The 19,966-nt window shown below is 72.6% G+C and carries 19 protein-coding genes; 3 read left to right on the top strand and 16 right to left on the bottom strand.

What is annotated here, in order from left to right:
• Window positions 1–37: 37 nt before the first annotated feature.
• The 8 genes from ACYVDO_RS02025 to ACYVDO_RS01990 all read right to left on the bottom strand — a co-directional run bounded on the left by ACYVDO_RS02025 (window position 38) and on the right by ACYVDO_RS01990 (window position 7,771).
• The gene (locus ACYVDO_RS02025; RefSeq protein ID WP_460932494.1) at window positions 38–571 is read right to left on the bottom strand and encodes a gluconokinase; all 534 of its coding nucleotides are present in this window, start codon (window positions 569–571) and stop codon (window positions 38–40) included.
• Window positions 561–1,790, bottom strand: coding sequence for a D-mannonate dehydratase ManD (gene manD / locus ACYVDO_RS02020; protein WP_460932492.1), 1,230 nt, complete (start codon window positions 1,788–1,790; stop codon window positions 561–563). Before manD ends, ACYVDO_RS02025 begins: the two co-directional genes overlap by 11 nt.
• A gap of 21 nt (window positions 1,791–1,811) precedes the next feature.
• The gene (locus ACYVDO_RS02015; protein WP_460932490.1) at window positions 1,812–2,762 is read right to left on the bottom strand and encodes a sugar kinase; all 951 of its coding nucleotides are present in this window, start codon (window positions 2,760–2,762) and stop codon (window positions 1,812–1,814) included.
• Window positions 2,759–3,424, bottom strand: coding sequence for a bifunctional 4-hydroxy-2-oxoglutarate aldolase/2-dehydro-3-deoxy-phosphogluconate aldolase (locus tag ACYVDO_RS02010; RefSeq protein WP_460932488.1), 666 nt, complete (start codon window positions 3,422–3,424; stop codon window positions 2,759–2,761). The genes ACYVDO_RS02015 and ACYVDO_RS02010 overlap by 4 nt, the downstream gene beginning before the upstream one ends.
• Window positions 3,418–4,569: a galactonate dehydratase gene (gene dgoD / locus ACYVDO_RS02005; RefSeq protein WP_460932486.1), complete on the bottom strand. Its 1,152-nt coding sequence runs from the start codon at window positions 4,567–4,569 to the stop codon at window positions 3,418–3,420. Before dgoD ends, ACYVDO_RS02010 begins: the two co-directional genes overlap by 7 nt.
• 3 nt (window positions 4,570–4,572) lie before the next feature.
• Window positions 4,573–5,484 carry a carbohydrate ABC transporter permease gene (locus tag ACYVDO_RS02000; RefSeq protein ID WP_460932484.1) on the bottom strand — a complete coding sequence of 304 codons (912 nt, stop codon included), beginning with the start codon at window positions 5,482–5,484 and terminating at the stop codon, window positions 4,573–4,575.
• A complete protein-coding gene (locus ACYVDO_RS01995) occupies window positions 5,484–6,401 on the bottom strand; it encodes a carbohydrate ABC transporter permease (protein ID WP_460932482.1) in 918 nt (305 codons plus the stop codon). Before ACYVDO_RS01995 ends, ACYVDO_RS02000 begins: the two co-directional genes overlap by 1 nt.
• 65 nt (window positions 6,402–6,466) lie before the next feature.
• Window positions 6,467–7,771: an ABC transporter substrate-binding protein gene (locus tag ACYVDO_RS01990; RefSeq protein ID WP_460932480.1), complete on the bottom strand. Its 1,305-nt coding sequence runs from the start codon at window positions 7,769–7,771 to the stop codon at window positions 6,467–6,469.
• A 135-nt stretch (window positions 7,772–7,906) separates the two neighbouring features.
• Between ACYVDO_RS01990 and ACYVDO_RS01985 the strand changes: the two genes are divergently transcribed.
• Entirely contained in the window at window positions 7,907–8,662 is a 756-nt protein-coding gene (locus ACYVDO_RS01985) for a FadR/GntR family transcriptional regulator (RefSeq protein ID WP_460932478.1), read from the top strand.
• Window positions 8,663–8,713: 51 nt separating this feature from the next.
• On the opposite strand, the gene ACYVDO_RS01980 is transcribed toward ACYVDO_RS01985, so the two are convergent.
• The 3 genes from ACYVDO_RS01980 to ligA form a co-directional block, all read right to left on the bottom strand.
• Window positions 8,714–10,108, bottom strand: a complete 1,395-nt coding sequence (locus tag ACYVDO_RS01980; RefSeq protein WP_460932476.1) for a tannase/feruloyl esterase family alpha/beta hydrolase — start codon at window positions 10,106–10,108, stop codon at window positions 8,714–8,716.
• A gap of 163 nt (window positions 10,109–10,271) precedes the next feature.
• Entirely contained in the window at window positions 10,272–10,718 is a 447-nt protein-coding gene (locus ACYVDO_RS01975; protein WP_460932474.1) for a DinB family protein, read from the bottom strand.
• Entirely contained in the window at window positions 10,715–12,958 is a 2,244-nt protein-coding gene (gene ligA / locus ACYVDO_RS01970; protein ID WP_460932472.1) for an NAD-dependent DNA ligase LigA, read from the bottom strand. Before ligA ends, ACYVDO_RS01975 begins: the two co-directional genes overlap by 4 nt.
• A gap of 204 nt (window positions 12,959–13,162) precedes the next feature.
• Here ligA and ACYVDO_RS01965 point away from each other — a divergent pair, with 204 nt between their 5' ends.
• On the top strand, window positions 13,163–14,665 hold the full coding sequence (locus ACYVDO_RS01965; RefSeq protein WP_460932471.1) for a long-chain-fatty-acid--CoA ligase: 1,503 nt from the start codon (window positions 13,163–13,165) through the stop codon (window positions 14,663–14,665).
• On the opposite strand, the gene ACYVDO_RS01960 is transcribed toward ACYVDO_RS01965, so the two are convergent.
• From ACYVDO_RS01960 to ACYVDO_RS01940, 5 genes are all read right to left on the bottom strand, one after another.
• Window positions 14,662–15,645, bottom strand: coding sequence for a DMT family transporter (locus ACYVDO_RS01960; protein ID WP_460932469.1), 984 nt, complete (start codon window positions 15,643–15,645; stop codon window positions 14,662–14,664). The genes ACYVDO_RS01965 and ACYVDO_RS01960 overlap by 4 nt on opposite strands.
• A gap of 7 nt (window positions 15,646–15,652) precedes the next feature.
• Window positions 15,653–16,639 (bottom strand): uroporphyrinogen decarboxylase/cobalamine-independent methonine synthase family protein, encoded by a 987-nt coding sequence (locus ACYVDO_RS01955; RefSeq protein WP_460932467.1) that lies wholly within the window; start codon window positions 16,637–16,639, stop codon window positions 15,653–15,655.
• A 295-nt stretch (window positions 16,640–16,934) separates the two neighbouring features.
• The gene (locus ACYVDO_RS01950) at window positions 16,935–17,330 is read right to left on the bottom strand and encodes an MmcQ/YjbR family DNA-binding protein (protein ID WP_460932465.1); all 396 of its coding nucleotides are present in this window, start codon (window positions 17,328–17,330) and stop codon (window positions 16,935–16,937) included.
• A gap of 24 nt (window positions 17,331–17,354) precedes the next feature.
• Window positions 17,355–18,440 (bottom strand): tRNA 2-thiouridine(34) synthase MnmA, encoded by a 1,086-nt coding sequence (gene mnmA / locus ACYVDO_RS01945; RefSeq protein WP_460932463.1) that lies wholly within the window; start codon window positions 18,438–18,440, stop codon window positions 17,355–17,357.
• On the bottom strand, window positions 18,440–19,627 hold the full coding sequence (locus tag ACYVDO_RS01940; RefSeq protein WP_460932461.1) for a cysteine desulfurase family protein: 1,188 nt from the start codon (window positions 19,625–19,627) through the stop codon (window positions 18,440–18,442). The genes mnmA and ACYVDO_RS01940 overlap by 1 nt, the downstream gene beginning before the upstream one ends.
• A 96-nt stretch (window positions 19,628–19,723) precedes the next feature.
• Between ACYVDO_RS01940 and ACYVDO_RS01935 the strand changes: the two genes are divergently transcribed.
• Window positions 19,724–19,954, top strand: coding sequence for a sigma factor (locus ACYVDO_RS01935; RefSeq protein WP_460932460.1), 231 nt, complete (start codon window positions 19,724–19,726; stop codon window positions 19,952–19,954).
• The last annotated feature ends 12 nt before the right edge of the window (window positions 19,955–19,966 follow it).

The raw sequence follows: 19,966 nt of genomic DNA, 5'->3' as shown, positions 1-19,966 counted from the left end.
CCCGACCGGGCCGGCCCTCACCGCCGGCGCGTGCGGGTCAGGACCCGAGCCACGTCACGGCCTGGGAGACGAGCTCCTCCGGCGTGCCCGTGAGGTCGAGGACGACGCCCGACTCGTCGGGCTGCAAGGGCTCGAGGGTCCGCAGCTGGGAGTCGAGCAGGCTCGCCGGCATGTAGTGCCCCTCCCGGACGGCAAGGCGGGCCCGCACCACCTCGGGGGGACCCGCGAGGTGGACGAACTGGACCGGTGGCGGGGCGGTGCGGAGCACGTCGCGGTACGCCCGGCGCAGGGCCGAGCAGGCGATGACCGTCGAGTGGCCCTGGCTGTCCTGGCTGGACATCCACGCGGCCAGGGACTCGAGCCAGGGCCAGCGGTCCACGTCCTCGAGCGGGTGGCCGGCACGCATCTTGGCCACGCTGGCCCGGGAGTGGAACTGGTCCGCCTCCGCGAAGACCATGCCGGTCGCCCGGGCGATCCCCTCGGCCACCGTCGTCTTCCCGCACCCGGAGACACCCATCACGACGACGTGACGGCGGGTGCTCCCGTGGGCGGCGTCCTGCTCACCAGTCATGGACCGTGCCGTCCTTGAGCCGGTTGAAGGGCAGGTAGGCCGGCTGGTACGGGAAGCGCTCCGCCGCGGCCTGGTCGAGCGTGACGCCGAGCCCGGGCTGGTCGCCCGGGTGGAGGTAGCCGTCCTCGAAGGTGAAGGTCTGGACGAAGACCTCGTTCGTGAGGGCGCCGTGGCGCATGTACTCCTGGATCCCGAAGTTGTGGATGGCGAGGTCGAGGTGCAGGGCCGCGGCCATCCCGACCGGCGAGATGTCCGTCGGGCCGTGGATGCCCGACTTGATCTGGTACTGCGCCGCGAAGTCGAGCAGCTTGCGCATCGCCGTGATGCCGCCGGTGTGGGTGACCGCGGAGCGCACGTAGTCGATGAGCTGCTCGCGGATCAGCGTCTGGTAGTCCCACACCGTGTTGAAGACCTCGCCGATGGCCAGCGGCGTCGTGGTGTGGGCCCGCACGAGGCGCAGCGCCTCCTGGTTCTCGGCGGGGGTGCAGTCCTCCAGCCAGAACAGGTCGTACGGCTCGAGGTCCTTCCCGAGACGGGCGGCCTGGATCGGCGTCATCCGGTGGTGCCCGTCGTGCAGGAGGGGCAGCTCGGGGCCGAACTCCGCCCGCACCGCCTCGAAGACCGAGGGGAGGTGCCGCAGGTAGGCGCGGGTGTCCCAGTCCTCCTCCGCGGGCAACGCGGCCCGCTGTGCGGGCTCGTAATCGTACCGGCTGCCTTCGCTGGTCGGCTGGGCCGCGACCCCGTAGACGGCGTTGATGCCGGGGACCGAGGTCTGGACCCGGATGGAGCGGTACCCGAGCTCGAGGTGCTCGCGGATCGAGTCGAAGAGCTCGGCCGTGTCGCGTCCCGACGCGTGACCGTAGGCCATGATCCCCGTCCTGGAGGCGCCGCCCAGGAGCTGGTAGAGGGGCAGGCCCGCTGCCTGCGCCTTGAGGTCCCACAGGGCCACGTCGACGGCGGCGATCGCAGCCATCGTCACGGGCCCTCTGCGCCAGTAGCCGGAGCGGTACAGGAACTGCCAGGTGTCCTCGATGGCGTGGGCGTCGCGCCCGACCAGCAGCGGGGCGACGTGGTCGCTCAGGTAGGACGCCACGGCCAGCTCGCGGCCGTTGAGCGTGCCGTCGCCGAGGCCGACCAGGCCGTCGTCGGTCGTGACGCGCAGGGTCACGAAGTTGCGGTCGGGGCTGCACACGACGACGTCGACAGCAGTGATCTTCACGGGGTCACACCTTCCGGGTGGTCAGCGGTGGGCGGAGCCGGCTGCGGCACCGGCGATGCGGTCGAGGTCCTGCCGGTTCGGCAGGCCCTCCCAGTCGCCGTGGGTGCTGACGGCGACTGCTCCGAGGGCGTTCGCGCGCTCGAGGGCTGCCGCGTCGTCGAGTCCGTCGAGGAACCCGGAGAGCAGCCCTGCGCAGAAGGCGTCGCCCGCACCGATGACGTCCACGGCCGTGACCGGCAGGGCGGCGACGTCCCACCGGTCCTCCGCTCCCCACAGGGTGCTGCCGGCGGCACCGCGCTTGAGGGCGACACGGCCCACCCCGGCGGCGCGGATCGCGCCGACGGCCGCGTCCTCGTCGCCGTCGGCGACCAGCCCGAGCTCGTCCTCGGACGCGATGAGCACGTCGACGTGGGGCAGCAGTGCGCGGAGCACCGCTCGAGCCCGGGCGGAGGTCCACAGCCGCGAGCGGTGGTTCACGTCGAGCGACACCACCGTCCCTGCGGCGGAGGCGACTTCGGCAGCACGCGTCACGGCCTGCGCTGCCGAGTCGGAGAGGGCCGGCGTGATCCCGGTGAGGTGCAGCATCGAGGGAGCCGGGTCCAGCGCCGCCTCGGCATCCCCCGGCTGGAGGGTCGACCCGGCCGAGCCCGTCCGCCGGTACTCGACCCGGACGAGGTCGGCGGTCCTGGTCTCCACGAACATCAGGCCCGTGGGGGCGTCGGGGTCCTGCCGGGCGCAGCGGACGTCGACACCCTCGGCCCGCAGCTCACGCAGGACCAGGTCGCCGAACGGATCCTGGCCGACCACGCCGGCCCACGCCACCTGGTGACCCAGCCGGCCCAGGCCGATGGCGACGTTGGACTCGGCCCCCGCCAGGCGAGCCACCGCCGGGGTGCCGAGGGCGAACGGCCCGGGCCAGCGGAAGGCCACCATGGACTCGCCGAGGGTGACCACCTGCGGGCGGGGCGTCATGACGTGCCTCCGGACAGTGCGGCATACCTGCGGGCTCGGGCGCGCAGCGCACCCAGGTCGCCACCGGAGGCCGCGTCACCGACCAGCGGTCCCCCGACACCCACGGCGAGCGCACCGGCCGCGAGGTAGCCGGGCGCAGCGTCGATCCCCACGCCGCCCACGGCCATGAACGGGAGGTCGGGGAAGGGGTCCCTGAGGGCCTTGAGGTAGGCCGGCCCCCCGAGCGAGGCGGGGAACAGCTTCACGACGGCCGCGCCTGCGGACCTGGCCGCGAGGGCCTCGGTCGGGGTCAGGGCACCAGCCGCGCAGGGGACGCCGCGCTCGGCAGCAGCACGCACGGAGGGGGCCACGGCCGGCGTGACGACGAAGTCGGCGCCCGCGGCCAGCGCCGCGTCCACGTCCTCCGCGGTCAGGACCGTCCCGGCTCCGAGCCGCACCTGCGGGCCGGCGGCAGCGCGGACGCGGGCCAGGACGTCGAGGGCGGACGGTGTCGTCAACGCCACCTCGACGAAGCGGATCCCCTCCTCGAACAGCGCCATGGCGCTGGCCTGCGCCGCGTCCGGGTCGTGTCCACGGATGATCGCCATCACCCTGGCCTCGGACAGCCCGCGCACGAAGCGCGCAGCGGCGCCCGCGTCCGTCGCCCCGGGAGGCGTCACCATTCGGCGAACGAGCCGTCGTCGTGGCGCCACACCGGACCACGCCAGGCGTGCCCGCGCTTGTCCGCGGCGCGGACCACGGCCTCGTCCACCTCGATGCCGAGGCCCGGGCGGGTCAGCCGCTCGATGTGGCCGTCGACGAATCGCAGCGGCTCGGGGTCGACCACGTAGTCCAGCACCTCCGCGCCCTGGTTGTAGTGGATGCCGATGCTCTGCTCCTGGATCAGGAAGTTCGGCGTGGCGAACCCGACCTGCAGGCAGGCCGCGAGCGCCAGCGGCCCCAACGGGCAGTGCGGGGCGAGCTGCACGTCGAAGGTCTCGGCGAGCGCGGCGATCTTGCGCACCTCGGTGATGCCCCCGGCGTGCGAGAGGTCCGGCTGCGCGACGGCGATGCCGGCCTGGAGGACGGGCAGGAACTCCTGGCGCGAGTAGAGCCGCTCCCCCGTGGAGACCGGCGTCGTCGTCGACTGCACGAGCTGGCCGATGAGGTGCGAGTTCTCGGGGACGACGGGCTCCTCGAGGAAGAACGGCCGGAACGGCTCGAGCAGGGGCGCGACCCGTCGCGCGTTCGCCAGGGTGAACCGGCCGTGGAAGTCGACCGCGACGTCGCGGCCGTCGCCCAGGACCTGCCGGGCGGCGGCGACCCGCGCCACGACCCCGTCCAGCTCGGCCACCGAGGCGAGCGGGCTCATCCGGCCGCTGGCGTTCATCTTCACGGCGGTCAGGCCGGCCTGCACCTGCTCGGCGATGTGGTCGGCGACCTCGGCGGGCTCGTCACCCCCGACCCAGCCGTAGACGCGGATCCGGTCGCGGACGGGGCCACCCAGGAGCTGGTGCACCGGGGCGCCCCAGCACTTCCCGGCGATGTCCCACAGCGCCTGGTCGAGGCCGCTCACCGCGCTGGCCAGGATCGGGCCGCCACGGTAGAAGGACCCCTTGGTCATGACCTGCCAGTGGTCCTCGATGCGCAGGGCGTCACGGCCGAGCAGGACCTCGGACAGCTGGTCCACGGCGGTGCGGACGGTCTCCGAGCGGCCCTCGCAGGTGGCCTCGCCCCAGCCGACGAGCCCACCCTGCGTCTCGACCCGCACGAACAGCCAGCGCGGAGCGACGAGGAACGTCTCGACCCTGGTGATGGTGGTGTCCACGGCTCAGCCCTTCGTGGCGCCGGCGGTCAGGCCGGAGACGATGTACTTCTGGGTGAACAGCGCGATGACCATGATGGGCACGGTCACCACGGTCGCAGCCGCCATCAGCCCACCCCAGTCGATGCTGGCATAGCCGACGAAGTTGAAGATCGCGACCGGCAGGGTCTTGGTGTCGGCGCCCGAGAGGACCAGGGCGAACATGAAGTTGTTCCAGGAGAAGATGAACGACAGGATCCCGGCCGTCGCGATGCCCGGAACCGACAGCGGGAGCGTGATCTTGCGGAACGCCCCGATCGGCGTCAGCCCGTCGACCATCGCCGACTCCTCCAGCTCAAGGGGCAGGCTGTCGAAGTAGCCCATCATGATGTAGACGACCAGCGGGAGCGCCACGAACATGTGGCTGAGGATCAGCACCGTGTACCCGCCGACCATGTGCAGGTTGGAGAAGACGTAGTACCACGGCACGAGCAGCGAGACGCCGGGGATGACCCGCGCCATCAGCACCACGAGCGCCGACCGGTTCATCGAGAACCGGCTCATGGAGTAGGCGGCGGGGACCCCGAGGACGATCGACACCGCCGTCGAGACGAAGGCGACCCAGAAGCTGTTGACGACGAACTGGCCGTAGTTCGCCTGCTTGAGGACCTTGTCGTAGTGCTCCAGCGTGGGCCGGAAGAACACCGCCTTCGAGGCGTCGTAGATGTCGACGTTCGTCTTGAACGACGCCAGCAGCATCCACACCAGCGGCGCCAGGAGGCTCAGCACCACGACGACCAGCGCCACGACGCGGAAGACCGGGTAGGCCGCGCGGCGTGGCCGGCGGTGGGGCGCCGGCGCACTGCCGGGAGCCCCCGCCCCCGTCGTGGGCAGTGGGCCGGCTGCGGCCGTGGCGGCACCGGAGCTGGTGGCGGACATCAGAGCACTCCCTTCCGGCGGGCGGTGAGGGCCCACATCGAGCCGACGATGATGAGGAAGAAGATGATGAGGACTGCCGAGGCGATCCCGTACTCGTTGTAGTCGAATGACAGCCCGTAGGCGTAGACGTTGAGGGTCTCGACCTCGTGGTAGGACCCGCCGCCCTTGCCCTTGGTGGCGTAGAGGATGTCGAAGGTCTTGATCGCGTCGATGCCGCGCAGCAGGATCGCGACGACCACCGTCGGCATGAGCATCGGCAGGGTGACGAAGCGGAACCGCTGCCAGGCAGTGGCACCGTCGACCAGGGCGGCCTCGTTCGGCTCGTGCGGCAACGAGGTGAGGCCGGCGAGCAGGATGAGGACCACCATGGGGGTCCACTGCCACACGTCCATGAAGACCGTGGTCATGAGCGCGGCCTTCTCGCTGGCGAGCCACGGCTGCGGCGGGATGCCGAACCAGCCGATGAGCTGGTTGGCGAAACCGATGTTGGGGTCGAAGATGAGCCGCCACATCATCCCGACGGCGACCGGGGTGGCGACCAGCGGCAGCAGGATGGCCACCCGCACCCACTTCTCACCGCGGAACGGCCGCCACAGCAACAGCGCGATCGCCATGCCGAACACGACCTCGAACAGCAGCGCCACGCCGGTGAACTCCACGGTGCGCAGCAGTGCCGGCCAGAACCGCGTGGTGTCCGAGAGGACGTCGGCGTAGTTGGCGAGGCCGACGAAGCTCTTCTCCGCCCGGACCGAGCCCTCGGCGTCGGTGAGGCTGAGGTAGACCGTCCAGGCGATCGGGAAGACGATGAGGACGCCGACGAAGGCCATGGCCGGACCGGCGAACAGCCACTTGCGGTGGTTGTTCGCCCAGCGGGCCAGGGGTGGCGTCGAGTCGTGGCTCAGGGCGCTGGCTGACATGGGGTGCTCCGGGGTGCGTCGTCGGCTGGGAGCCGGGGGCGCTGGGGTGCGCCCCCGGCCCACGGTCACTTGTTCTCGTCGTCCAGGAGCTTCTGGAAGGCCTCGTTGGCCTGGTCAGCCGAGGCGGCCGGGTCCTTGCCGGTGATGGCGTCGACGATCGGCTGGCCCACGATCTCGCGCGCCTCGGGCACCTTCACCACGAGGGGGCGGTCATGGCCGACCCCGTTCTCCGTGCTCACGGCGATCGCCGCGGCGAGGTCCTTGGGGTACGTCGAGGTGCCCTGCGGGTCGCTCCACACGGACTTGCGGGCGCCGGGGACGCCGGACTGCTGGTTCGCGAGGACCTGCTCCTTGCTGGTCGCCCACTGGATGAACTTCCAGGCGTTGGCCTTGTTCTTGGAGGCGTCGTTGATGCCGAGGGCCCACGACGGGACGTTGTACGGCTTGGAGCCCGCCGGGCCGGCCGGGAAGGGCGCGAAGCCGACGGTGTCCGAGACCTTCGACTTGGCCGGGTCGGTGGCGTTCTTGTAGAGCGAGTCGGCCTCGGTGTAGAAGGCGGCCTTGCCCTGGGTGAAGATCGCCATCGCCTCGGGCCAGCTCATGTCCGTGCTGACGTTCTTCGGCCCGGAGTCCTTGATGAGGCCGCCGTAGAAGGCGTACGCCTTCTTGGCCGCGTCGCTGTTCACGGTGGCCTTGCCGCTGTCGTCGATGAAGTCGCCACCGAAGCTGTAGAGGAAGCTCGAGTACTGGGTCACCGCGGCGGACTTCGCCGTCCGGGCGACGAACCCGGCCACGCCGGGGTTCTGCGCCGCCACCTTCTGGGCGTCGGCCTTGAGCTCGTCGAGGGTCTTCGGGGGCTGCGCGATCCCGGCCTTCTTGAGCAGGTCCTTGCGGTAGTAGAGGACCTCCTGCTCGGTGATGAGCGGCACGCCGACGACCTTGTCCTTGTACGTGGTCGAGGTGACCGGCCCGGCCTGGAAGTCGCTCCAGTTCCAGCTGCTGTCGCCCTTGACCTTGTCGGTGAGGTCCGCGAGGTACTTGTTCTTCGCGAAGAGCTTCCCCTCCTGCAGGGGGCGGTACATCATCACGTCGAGGTCGCTGGAGCCCGCGTTGAGCTTGACGTTGTACTGGTCGGACAGCTGGTCCTCGCCGAGCTGGGTCAGCTCCACCTTCAGGCCGGTCTGCTTCTCGAACTCCGGCAGGGACTTCTTGAGGTTCTCGGTCCACACGTGGTTGGCCACGGTGACCCGGAGCGTCTTGGAACCCGCGCCTCCCTCGTCGCCGCTGCCGCTGCCACCCCCGCAGGCGGCCAGCGCGAGGGCCGTCACGACGGCCAGAGAGGTAACGGTCACTGCTGAGGGACGTCTCACGCCTGTCTCCTTCTTCCTGGCCGCCCCGCCGTTGGGACCGTCGCCGGACAGACTCCTTCGTCTGTCGATTGGACGATGTTAGGCAAATAAACCTGCTTTAAGCAACCCTGGGAACTCATGCGTATGCTTTATCCCATGGCGCACCCCGCGGAGGTCGACGACGACCGCACGACCCAGTCGGGGCTGCACGCCCATGTGCTCGACAGCCTCGGCACGGCCATCTGCGGTGGGGCGCTCGAGCCCGGCACCGTGCTCTTCATCGACGACCTGGCCGAGCAGCACACCGTCTCCCGGCCGGTGGTCAGGGAGGTCCTGCGGGTCCTCTCCTCGATGGGGCTGGTCGAGTCACGCCGGCGGGTCGGGACGATCATCCAGCACCCCCGCGGCTGGAACGTCTACGACCCGCTCGTGATCCGCTGGCGGTTGGCGGGGGCCGGTCGCATCGGCCAGCTGCGCTCCATCACCGAGCTGCGCAGCGCGGTGGAGCCGGCGGCCGCGGGCCTGGCGGCGGAGCGGGCCGAGCCGCGGGAGGCCAGCGAGCTGGTCGCGCTCGCCGCGCGGATGTGGGAGGCGGGCCAGGCCGGGGAGATGGACCTGTTCCTCGCCCTGGACATCGAGTTCCACCACCGCGTCCTCGCCGCCTCCCGCAACGAGATGTTCGAGCACCTGCACCAGGCCATCGCCGAGGTGCTCACCGGGCGCCACGCGTACGGCCTGATGCCGCACCACCCGCACGTCGACGCCCTGCAGATGCACGTGGACGTCGCCCAGGCGATCCAACGGCGGGACCTGGAGACGGCCCGCGCCTCGATGGTCCGGATCATGGAGCGCACCATGGACGAGACCAAGGCCATCTGGCAGGAGCAGACGGGCACCCCCGGCCCTGCCTGAGCCGAGGGTGCCGCCAGCGGCTCAGCTCCTCGGAGCCGGCCGCCGAGCCCGTCAGAGCGGGCAGGTGTTGACCAGGTCGCCGCTCGCGGGGCGCGGGACCGTCCGGTCGGCGGGCGGCTGCACGCCCCGGTCGACCCAGGCCGTGAGCGCGTCGAAGCCGGACCGAGCGCACGGCAGCAGGGGGCGCAACCTGTCGGGGAACGCGGCATACAGCCCGTCGGTGTGGGTGCCGTCGGTGATCGTGTAGTACCGGTGCAGGTCACCGCGGCCGGCAGAGTCGATGAGCCGGTCGTACACGTCGGCGTCGGTCCGCGGGGGCAGCAGCGTGTCGAGCGAGCCCTGGACCGTGATGAGCGGCTTGCCCACGCGGCCAGTCAGCTGCACGCTCGCGATCGCGTCCTTCACCGGCTGGGGACGCGAGGCGTAGTCGTAGTCGGCATCGCAGTTCGGCGTGCCGCTGGCGCAGAACGGTGTGCCCGCCTTGAGGTCGCCGTCGTACGAGGGGTCGAACTCCTCGCGGTAGATGCGCTGGGTGAGGTCCCAGTACACCGAGTAGTGGAACGGCCACAGGAACTCCGAACCGGGGACGAACCCGGCCGCGATCATCGCGTCGTGCGCCGCCTGGTCGCCGGTCGCCGCGTACGCGGGGTAGCTCTTCAGCGCGGTCGGCAGGTAGGTGAACAGGTTCGGGCCGTCGGCGCGGAAGAGGGTGCCCTCCCAGTCGAGGCCGCCGTCGTAGAGGTCCGGACGGTTCTCCAGCTGCCACCGGGTGAGGTAGCCGCCGTTGGAGATGCCGAACATGAAGGTCTTCGCCGGCGCCTTGGCGTAGACCTGCTTGAGGACCCGCTTGCCGGCGATCGTGAGCTGGGTGACGCGGCTGTTCCACTCGCGGACCGAGCCGCCGGGGGTCGACCCGTCGTCGTAGAACTTCAGCCCGACGTTGCCCTTGTCCGTGGCGGCGAACGCGTAGCCCTTGGAGAGCACCCAGTCGCTGATGATGAAGTCGTTGGCGTACTGCGCGCGGTTGCCGGGCGACCCGCTGACGACGAGGCCGCCGTTCCAGTGGTCGGGGATGCGCAGGACGAACTGGCTGTCGTGGTTCCAGCCGTTGTTCGTGTTGGACGTCGAGGTGTCGGGGAAGTAGCCGTCGACCTGGATGCCGGGGACGCCGGTCGGGTTCACCGTGCCGGGGGCGTTGAGGCCGGCCCAGTCACTGGGGTTCGTGTGACCGGTCCTGGTGGTCCCGGCCGTGGTGAGGTCCTCGAGGCAGGCGGTCTTCTGGACCTCCGCACCGGGGACGCGGATCTTGGACTCACGGGCACAGTGTGCGCCCTGCGGCTTGTCCGCGGCGGCGGGGCCGGCGGTGAGCAGCGCGGTGCCGAGGGCCAGGGCTGCGGAGGTGGCGAGGGCGGCGTACCGCCGGCGTGACGTCGTTGTCGGGCGCATGGGGGCCATCGTTCGCGCGGCCCGCAGGGGGCTCAATGTGGGGGCGGCACACAGTGCGCCGTTGCCCGATGTGCCCCTGACGTGCGGGTATGCCGGCCGAGGGCACCGCGGCGGCCGGTCCCGACTGCCTCGCGGGCGGCTACCGGCGCCGGACGTCCGGGGGTCAGGCCGTCGCGCGCAACAGGTCGCGGGTGAGCTCGAGCTGGCCGCGGTGCTGGGCCAGCTCCTCGTACACGTGCAGCAGCACCTCGCCCTGGGTGGCGTACTCGTCACGGCGCACCGGGCGCACGGGAGGGTCGGCCGGGCTGGCGTCCCGGACCCAGCCGGCGAAGTCGGCGCGCAGCCGGTCGGTGGCGGCGGCGAGCTCGGCGACCGGTCCGGTCGCGGTGAACTCGGCGTCGCGGTCGCGCGGCACCGGCCGGTCGAGGTTGGTCGTCGACGCCCAGGCAGCGCAGACCCCGAGGCAGTGGGTGAGGATCTGCACCGGGCTGTTGGCGCCGGGCAGGTCGGGGCGGCGGTTGGCCAGGTCGTCGCCGAGCTCGATGACGATGTCGCGCATGGCGACGAGCGCCGCGTCGCTGAACCGCAGGTAGACCTCCGGGGAGATCACGCGCCCTCCCCCGCACCGTCGTCCGTGTCGTCCCCGGCGGCCTGCGCCGCCCCGTCGGCCGACGAGCCCGCCTCGCCCGACGACCCGCCCACCGGTGTGGCCGTGCCGGTCTCGAGCAGCTGCCGGAAGCCGGCCTCGTCGAGGATGGGTCGGCCGAGCTCGCGCGCCTTGTCCTCCTTGGACCCGGCGTTCTCGCCGACGACGACCCAGTCGGTCTTCTTCGACACCGAGCCCGACGCCTTGCCGCCTCGGGCCAGGATCGCCTCCTTCGCCTCGTCCCTACTGAAGCCCTCGAGCGAGCCGGTGACGACGACCGTCATGCCGGTGAGGGTCTGCTCGACCGACTCGTCGCGCTCGTCCTCCATCCGCACCCCGTCGGCGGCCCACTGCTCGACGATCCGCACGTGCCAGTCGTTGCCCTCACCGTCGAACCAGTCGCGGACGGCGTCGGCGATGACACCACCCACGCCCTCGACCCCGGCGAGCTCCTCGACGGAGGCGTCGCGGATGGCCTGCATCGTGCCGAAGTGCTGGGCGAGCGCCCGGGCGGCGGTGGGCCCCACGTGCCGGATCGACAGGGCCACGAGCACGCGCCACAGCGGCTGGCCCTTGGCCTGCTCGAGGTTGGCCACCAGCCGCGCGCCGTTGGCCGAGAGCACGCGCCCGTCGACCACGGACTCCTCGGCGTCGGTCTTCTTCGCCGCCCTCGTGAACAGGGGGACCTGCGCGATGTCCTCGTCGCGCAGGCCGAACAGCCCGCCCTCGTCCTCGAGCACGCCGGAGTCGAGCAGCGCACCGGCGCCCTCCCACCCGAGGGCCTCGATGTCGAAGGCGCCGCGGCCGGCCAGCCCGGCGAGCCGCTCGCGCAGCTGCGAGGGGCAGGTGCGGGCGTTGGGGCAGCGGATGTCCTTGTCGCCCTCCTTCTCGGGCTTGAGCTCGGTGCCGCACGAGGGACAGTGGGTCGGCATGACGAACGCGCGCTCGGTGCCGTCGCGCAGGTCGACGACCGGGCCGAGGATCTCGGGGATGACGTCGCCGGCCTTGCGGAGCACCACGGTGTCGCCGATGAGCACGCCCTTGCGCTTCACCTCGTCTGCGTTGTGCAGCGTCGCGCGCTCGACGGTCGAGCCCGCGACCACGACCGGCTCCATCACGCCGAACGGCGTCACCCGCCCCGTGCGGCCGACGTTGACCTGGATGTCGAGGAGCCTGGTGTTGACCTCCTCCGGCGGGTACTTGTACGCGATCGCCCAGCGCGGTGCCCGGGATGTCGACCCCAGCCGGCGCTGGAGCCCGACCTCGTCGACCTTGACGACGATGCCGTCGAGCTCGTGCTCGACGCTGTGCCGGTGCTCGCCGTAGTAGGCGACGTACTCCTGCACCTCGGCGATCGTGGAGAGGACCGTGAAGTGGGTCGAGATGGGCAGCCCCCAGGCACGGAACAGCTCGTACGCCTCGGACTGCCGCGTGAGGTCGAAGCCCTCGCGGAAGCCGATGCCGTGCACCAGCATCCGCAGCCCACGGGTCGCCGTCACGCGGGGGTCCTTCTGCCGCAGCGACCCCGCGGCCGTGTTGCGGGGGTTGGCGTAGGGCGCCTTGCCGGCCTCGACGAGCGAGGCGTTGAGGTCGGCGAACGCCTCGACGGGGAAGTAGACCTCACCGCGGATCTCCACCCGGGCGGGGTGGTCGCTGCCGGAGAGCTGGTGCGGGATGCCCTCGATCGTCCTGACGTTGTTGGTGACGTCCTCGCCGGTGCGGCCGTCACCACGGGTCAGGGCGCGGGTGAGGCGGCCGTTCTCGTAGAGCAGGTTGACCGCGAGCCCGTCGATCTTCAGCTCGCACAGGTAGTGCAGGTCCGTGGTGCCGGCGTCGCGCTCGACCCGGGCCGCCCACTGGGCCAGCTCCTCGGGGGAGAAGCAGTTGTCCAGGGACAGCATCCGCTCCAGGTGGTCGACCGCCTGGAAGTCGGTCGAGAAGACCGCTCCCCCGACCTGCTGCGTCGGGCTCTCCGGGGACCGCAGCTCGGGGTACTCCCCCTCCAGCTCGTTGAGCCGGCGGATCAGCTGGTCGTACGCGGCGTCGCTGATCGTCGGGGCGTCCTTGACGTGGTAGGCGAACTGCGCCGCGCTCGCCTGGTCGGCCAGGTCGGCCCACTCGTGGCGGGCCTCCTCGGGCACGACCTCGGAGACGAGGGCGTCGCGGGCGGGTGCGCTCGTGCCGTTCTCACTCACGCGCCTCATCCTGCCGCACACCCCCGACGTCCCGCCCGGGACGGCCGGGCACCGGCGCCCGGCGCCGGCGGCGGGCACGGACTGCGGGCACCGGCGGCCGTCCCGGGCCGTCGTCCGGGTGGCAGCCACCCGGCATACCGCGGATCCGTAGCCAAACCCCGCGCCAGCAGGGAGGATGCAGCCAAACGTCCCCGACGGAGTGGAGCGCCCAGCATGACCAACATCGCCACCGACCTGACCACCACCGCCCAGCGGACGCCCGAGCAGTCGGCGATCCGGATCGAGGGCAACAGCATCAGCTATGGCCAGCTCCACGCCATGGCGGCGAAGGTGGCCGGCCAGCTGCGGGCGGCGGGCGTCGAGCCCGGCGACCGGGTGGCGATCATCCTCCCGAACGTGCCGGCGTTCCCGGTGGTGTTCTACGGCATCCTGCTCGCCGGCGGCGTCGTCGTCCCGATGAACCCGCTGCTGAAGTCGGGCGAGATCGACTACTTCTTCACCGACTCCGGGGCCAAGGTGGCGTTCGTCTGGCCCGACTTCGTCGGCGAGGCGACCAAGGGGGCGCAGAGCTCGGGCACGACCATCGTCGAGTGCACGCCCCTCGGCCCGGTCGAGGGCGTCCTGCCCGAGGGCACGCCGATCGCCGAGCCGACCGAGCGCGCGGACGACGACGACGCGCTCATCCTCTACACCTCGGGCACGACGGGCCGGCCCAAGGGGGCCCAGCTCACCCACTCCAACATCCACCTCAACGCCAGGCGCAGCGCGATCGACATCCAGCACACCAGCCCCGACGACGTCCTGATGGGCTGCCTGCCGCTGTTCCACGTCTTCGGGCTCGTCGTGGGGCTGCAGGCCGCCGTGGTCGCCGGCGCGTCGCTGGCGCTCATCCCCCGGTTCGACCCGGAGAGGGCGATCGAGGTGATCGAGAAGGAGCGGGTCACGATCATGCTCGGGGTGCCGACGATGTATGCCGCGATCCTCAACCACCCGCGCTCGGACGGCATGGACGCCTCGTCGCTGCGCGTCTGCTGCTCGGGCGGGTCGGCCATGCCGCACGAGGTGCAGAAGGCGTTCGAGGACAAGTTCGGCTGCATCATCCTCGAGGGGTACGGGCTGTCGGAGACCTCACCGGTCGCGTCGTTCAACATGCCCGACCGCGAGCGCAAGCCCGGCACCATCGGCGTCGCGATCCCCGGCTGCGAGATGAAGCTCGTCGGCATGGACGGCCAGGACGTCGGCCCCGGCGAGGGCGTCGGCGAGATCGCGATCCGCGGCGACAACGTGATGAAGGGCTACTGGAACAAGCCCGAGGCCACGGCCGAGGCGATCCCCGACGGCTGGTTCCGCACCGGCGACCTCGCGACCGTCGACGAGGAGGGCTACTACACGATCGTCGACCGCAAGAAGGACATGATCCTGCGCGGCGGCATGAACGTGTACCCGCGCGAGGTCGAGGAGGTGCTCTACCAGCACCCCGACGTGGTCGAGGCGGCCGTGGTGTCGGTGCCGGACGACCTGCTCGGCGAGGAGGTCGGAGCCGCGGTGGCGCTGCGGCCGGGGGCGACGGCGACGCTCGAGGACGTCAAGCAGTTCGTCAAGGACAACATCGCCGCCTACAAGTACCCGCGCCACCTCTGGCAGGTCGAGGAGCTGCCCAAGACGGCCACGGGCAAGATCTTGCGCCGCGAGGTCAGCAAGCCCGCCGACGCCTAGGCCCGCTTGCGGGCGGGCAGGCCGATGACGACCGCCGAGACGAGCACGACCGCGGCGCCGGCGAGCTGCGGCCAGGCGAGGTGCTCGTGCAGGACGACGACGCCCAGGACCACCGACACCACCGGGATGAGGTAGGTGACGGTCGTGCTGACGGTCGCACCCGCCCCGCGGACCACGTCGAACTGGAGCATGTACGCCAGCCCCGTCCCGACCACGCCCAGGGCGAGCACGGCCAGCAGCGGCAGCACCCAGCCGCCGCCGGCGGGGTCGGCGTGGCCGGACCACGGGGCGGCGTACGCGTCGCGGTGCAGCAGCCACCACACGAGCAGGACCGGCACCATCAGGGCGGTCCCCACGAGCAGCAGGGCCGTCGGCATCGACAGGCCACCCAGGTCGGCCGTGCCGAGGAACCGGCGGTTGTAGGTCCAGCCCAGGCCGTAGCAGGCGCCGGCCACGAGCGTCATCCCGAAGCCGAGCAGGTCGGGCCGGCCGGCGGACTCCCACGGCTGCATGATGACCACGACCCCGACGAAGCCGATGAGCACGGCGGCCAGCTTGCGCGGCGAGAGCCGGTCGGAGGGCAGCAGGAGCAGGGCGAAGAACACGGCGGCCAGCGGGGTCGTCGCGTTGCCGATGCCGGCCAGCGCCGAGGAGACGCGCTCCTCCCCCGCCGCGAACAGGCTGAACGGCAGCGCCGTGAGGAACACGCCCGACACGGCGAGGTGACCCCACACCCGCGGCTCCCGGGGCAGCCGACCACCCGTCACCGACAGCAGCCCGAGCAGGGTCAGCGTGCCGGCGAGGATGCGCAGCCCCGAGATCTGCAGCGGCGCCATGGTGCGCAACCCGACCTTCATGAGCAGGAAGCTCGAGCCCCAGATGAGGGCGAGCAGGAGGTACTTGGCCTGCCACGGCACGCGCGGCGCAGCCGGCCCGGTCGTGTCGGGGGTGCGGGGTGGGGCCGCGACGGTGCTGCTCACTCGGGCGTCAACTCTCGGCTCGTTCGGACCATTCCGCGGCCACGTCGACCGCTGCGCGTGAAACGCGCCAGGCCCCCTCGGGTGTGAGTCCGGCGAGGCCGCACGCGGGGGTGGCGACGAGGTCCCCGAGGGAGGCACGAGGCATACCGGCGTCGGTCCAGCCGCGCTCGACCGCGGCAGCCGCCTCGCGCGCCGTGCCCGAGCCGTCGGTCGGCAGGCACCCGGCCCACACCGCGACCCCGGACTCGACCGTCGCGGCGAGGGACTCCCAGCGCTGGGGGGTGAGGGCGGTCGTGTCGAGCGCGATGGCGCCGACCCCTGTCTGGCGCAGCAGGGGCAGGGGTATGCCGGGGTCGCAGCAGTGCACGACCGTCGCCACGCCCTCGGGGGCGGCGGCCAGGACGTCGCGCAGGCCGGTGGCCACGACCTGCGGGTCGACGGCGCGCAGGTGGCCGTACCCGCTCGCCGTACTCAGCCGGCCGGCCAGCACCGCCGGCAGCGACGGCTCGTCGACCTGCAGGACCAGCCGGGCACCGGGCACCAGCTGCCGCACCCGGCCCAGGTGGACGCGCAGCCCCTCGGTCAGGGAGCCGACGAGGTCGCGGACCGCCCCCTCGTCGGAGACGACCTTCTCACCCCGGTTGAGCTCGACGGCGGCGGCAAGCGTCCACGGCCCGGTGGCCTGCACCTTGAGCTCGCCCTCGTACCCCTCGAAGGCCTCAGCGAGCTCGTCGAGGTCCTGGCGCAGGTAGGCGGCGGCCCGCTCGGCGTCGCGTCCGGGGCGGTCGACGAACCGCCACCCCGACGGCTGCAGGTCGACCGGCAGCTCGACGAGCAGGGCGGCGCCGCGCCCCACCATGTCGGCGCCGGGCCCCCGCGCCGGCAGCTCGGGCAGGTAGGGCAGGTGCCCGTCGGCGAGGAGCTCGCGCACGCCCTTGAGCGCCTCCCGGACGTCGGTGCCGGGGAGGGAGCCGATGCCGGTCGCGCGTGCCACGGGCCGAGGCTACCGACGCCCACCGACGGTGCCAGGCCCGGGTGGGCGACGCACCGGCCCGTGACGGCAGGCGGGCGGCAACGGGCGCTGGCTCGCGTGCTGTGCGTTGCCCCAGCAGCCGGGGCAACGCAGAGCCCCCGGACACCACGGACCGTGGCGGGCCGTGGCGGGCCGCGGCGGGCCGTGGCGGGCCGCGACGCGCCGCGCAGACCGGAGACCAGTTCGGGTGGGCGCTCGGCGCGTCGTGGGCGCCACGCCGGCAGCCGTCGCGTACCGGTCGTCGCCGGGTCGGGCGTCAGCCGCCCGCCGGTCCGGCCGCGTCGTGCTGGGCGACCAGCCGCGCGGGCGCGACACGGCGCCAGGCGTCGTCGACCACGTCCTCGAGCCGCTCCCAGTCGACGTCGACGTCGAGCCAGGCACCGACCCACCCCCGGTGGCCGACGTACGGCGGGCGGAACCAGCGGTCCGGGTCCTCGGCGACCAGCGCCTCCTGGACACCCTCCGGTGCAGCCGCCCAGACCGCCACCCGGTCGTCGTGGTGCCGGTCGGCGGCCATGACGAACGCCTTGCGGCCCCCGGCGAACCACGTCGCCTCACCGTGCGACGTCCGCTCCTCGGTGGCGGGGAGCGCCAGGCAGAGGGCCCGCACCCGCGCCAGCGGCGACCCGTCGTGGATCGTGCGGTCCGGCACCTCCTGACCCCCCGGCATACCGGCTCAGCGCTCCAGCCAGGACGCGGCGATGGTGGCCGATCCCACGACCCGGGTGCCCTCGTAGAGCACCACCGACTGGCCCGGCGCCACGCCGCGCACCCGGGAGCCCAGGCGCACCTGCACCTCGTCGCCGTCCGCCCACGCCGTGGCCGGCACCTCCTCGCCGTGGGCGCGCACCTGGGCGCCCACCTCGACGACGCCGTCCGGCGCCTGGCCGCACCAGCGCGCGTGGTCGCCGCGGATGGCGTCGACCCCGAGCAGCTCGGCCGTGCCGATCGTCACCCGGTTGGCGGCGGTGTCCACCCCGACGACGTAGCGCGGGGTGCCGTCGAGCGAGGACCGGTCCAGCCCCAGCCCCCGGCGCTGCCCGACGGTGTACGCGTAGGCGCCGGTGTGCGTCCCGACGACGGCTCCCGTCGTGGCGTCGACGACCTCACCCGGCCGCTCCCCCAGCCGCTCGGCCAGCCAGCCGCGGGTGTCGCCGTCGCTGATGAAGCAGATGTCGTGGGAGTCGGGCTTGTTCGCGACGTAGAAGCCGCGCTCGCGTGCCTCCTCGCGGATCTGCGGCTTCGTCGTGTCGCCGAGGGGGAAGAAGGCGCGCGCCAGCTGGTCGGCGTCGAGGACCCCGAGGACGTAGGACTGGTCCTTGGCCGGGTCGACCGCCCGGTGCAGCTCGCGGGCACCGTCGGGGCGCTCGACCACCTGGGCGTAGTGGCCGGTCGCCACCGCGTCGAAGCCGAGCGCGAGGGCCTTGTCCAGCAGGGCGGCGAACTTGATCTTCTCGTTGCAGCGCAGGCACGGGTTGGGTGTGCGCCCCGCGGAGTACTCGGCGACGAAGTCCTCGACGACGTCGCGGCGGAACCGCTCGGCCATGTCCCAGACGTAGAACGGGATGCCGAGCACGTCGGCCACCCGGCGCGCGTCCCCGGCGTCCTCGATGGTGCAGCAGCCGCGTGCGGACTCGCGCAGGGTCGCGGCCGACTGCGACAGGGCCAGGTGGACGCCGACGACCTCGTGGCCGGCGTCGAGCATGCGCGCGGCAGCCACGGCGGAGTCGACCCCGCCGGACATCGCGGCGACGACGCGCATCAGCCGGTCCACCCGCTGGCCCGGCGGGCCCGCTCGACCGCCGTGGGGAGCGCGGCCAGGACCGCGTCGACGTCGGCGTCCGTCGAGGTGTGCCCGAGGGTCAGCCGCAGCGCCCCCCGGGCGCGCTCCTCCGACAGCCCCATCGCGAGCAGCACGTGCGACGGGCGGGGCACGCCCGCCTGGCACGCCGAGCCGGTCGAGCACTCCACGCCGGCCGCGTCGAGCAGGTAGAGCAGGGAGTCGCCCTCGCACCCCGGCACGAGCAGGTGGGCGTTGCCCGGCAGGCGCAGGGTGGCGTCCCCGGGCTGCCACGCACCGCCGACCGTGATGCCGTACCCGAGGTCGAGGGCCCCCTCGACGAGCCGGTCCCTCAGGGCCACGAGCCGCTGCGTCTCGGCCTCGAGCTCGCCGACGGCCTCCTGTGCCGCGACGGCGAACGCCCGGATCGCCGGGGTGTCGAGGGTGCCGCTGCGCACCTGGCGCTCCTGCCCCCCGCCGAACGACCGGGGAGCCAGCGCGGCGTCGCGCCGCGCGACCAGCGCACCGACGCCGATCGGGCCGCCGAGCTTGTGCGCGGTCACGGTGAGCAGGTCCACCCCGCTGGCCGCGAAGTCCACCGGGACGTGGCCGACCGCCTGCACCGCGTCGGTGTGCACGGGGATGCCGTGCTCGTGCGCCGCTGCGGCGATCCCGGCCACGGGCTGGACGGTGCCGACCTCGTTGTTCGCCCACATCACCGTGACGAGGGCGACGGACCCCGGGTCGTCGGCGATCGCCGCCCGGACCTCGTCGACGCGCACCACGCCCTGCGCGTCCGGCTCGACCCAGGTGACCTTGGCCCCCTCCTGCGCCACCAGGTGGTCGATGCAGTCCAGGACGGCATGGTGCTCGATCGCGCTGGCCACGATCCGGACGCGGGCAGGGTCCGCCTCGCGCCGGGCCGCGAAGGTCCCGGCCACGGCGAGGTTGTCCGACTCGGTGCCACCCGAGGTGAACACCACCTCGGACGGCCGTGCGCCCAGGGTGCGGGCCAGCTGCTCGCGGGACTCCTCGACGACCCGGCGGGCCCGCCGGCCGGAGGTGTGCAGCGAGGACGCGTTGCCGGTGACCCGGAGCTGCTCGGTCATCGCCGCGAGCGCCGACGCGCGCAGGGGCGTCGTGGCGGCATGGTCGAGGTACGCGGTCACCCGCAAAGTTTACGGGTCGGGGACTCAACCTTCCGGTCGGCGTGGGCGTCGGGTACGGCAGCCGCGCTCGCGGCAGACTTCGGTGCAGGGGGTGGGGTGTTGGGCCGGCGGGACGACGGGTCGTTCGAGCAGTTCGCCCAGCGGGCGCTGCCCCGGCTGCTGCGTACGGCGTGGCTGCTCACGGGCGACCCGGGGCGCGCCGAGGACGCCGCGCAGGAGGCGCTCGTGCGGGTGTACGTCGTGTGGCCGCGGATCAGGCTCGAGGAGCCCGAGGCGTACTGCCACCGGGTGCTGCGCAACCACGTGGTGAGCCAGTGGCGGCGCTAGCGCAGGCTCGTG

The sequence above is a fragment of the Phycicoccus ginsengisoli genome, assembly GCF_054779295.1.
The sequence above is the reverse complement of the archived record's forward strand: the minus strand, read 5'-3'. Positions and strand labels throughout refer to the sequence as shown.

Bases quoted from the DNA above. Each gene is read 5' to 3' on its own strand.
- ACYVDO_RS01985 (WP_460932478.1), top strand. From the start codon at position 7,907: ATGGCGCACCCCGCGGAGGTCGACGACGACCGCACGACCCAGTCGGGG.
- ACYVDO_RS01965 (WP_460932471.1), top strand. From the start codon at position 13,163: ATGACCAACATCGCCACCGACCTGACCACCACCGCCCAGCGGACGCCC.
- ACYVDO_RS02010 (WP_460932488.1), bottom strand. From the start codon at position 3,424: ATGGTGACGCCTCCCGGGGCGACGGACGCGGGCGCCGCTGCGCGCTTC.
- ACYVDO_RS02025 (WP_460932494.1), bottom strand. From the start codon at position 571: ATGACTGGTGAGCAGGACGCCGCCCACGGGAGCACCCGCCGTCACGTC.
- ACYVDO_RS02000 (WP_460932484.1), bottom strand. From the start codon at position 5,484: ATGTCCGCCACCAGCTCCGGTGCCGCCACGGCCGCAGCCGGCCCACTG.
- ACYVDO_RS01995 (WP_460932482.1), bottom strand. From the start codon at position 6,401: ATGTCAGCCAGCGCCCTGAGCCACGACTCGACGCCACCCCTGGCCCGC.
- ACYVDO_RS02015 (WP_460932490.1), bottom strand. From the start codon at position 2,762: ATGACGCCCCGCCCGCAGGTGGTCACCCTCGGCGAGTCCATGGTGGCC.
- mnmA (WP_460932463.1), bottom strand. From the start codon at position 18,440: ATGCGCGTCGTCGCCGCGATGTCCGGCGGGGTCGACTCCGCCGTGGCT.
- ligA (WP_460932472.1), bottom strand. From the start codon at position 12,958: ATGAGGCGCGTGAGTGAGAACGGCACGAGCGCACCCGCCCGCGACGCC.
- ACYVDO_RS01980 (WP_460932476.1), bottom strand. From the start codon at position 10,108: ATGCGCCCGACAACGACGTCACGCCGGCGGTACGCCGCCCTCGCCACC.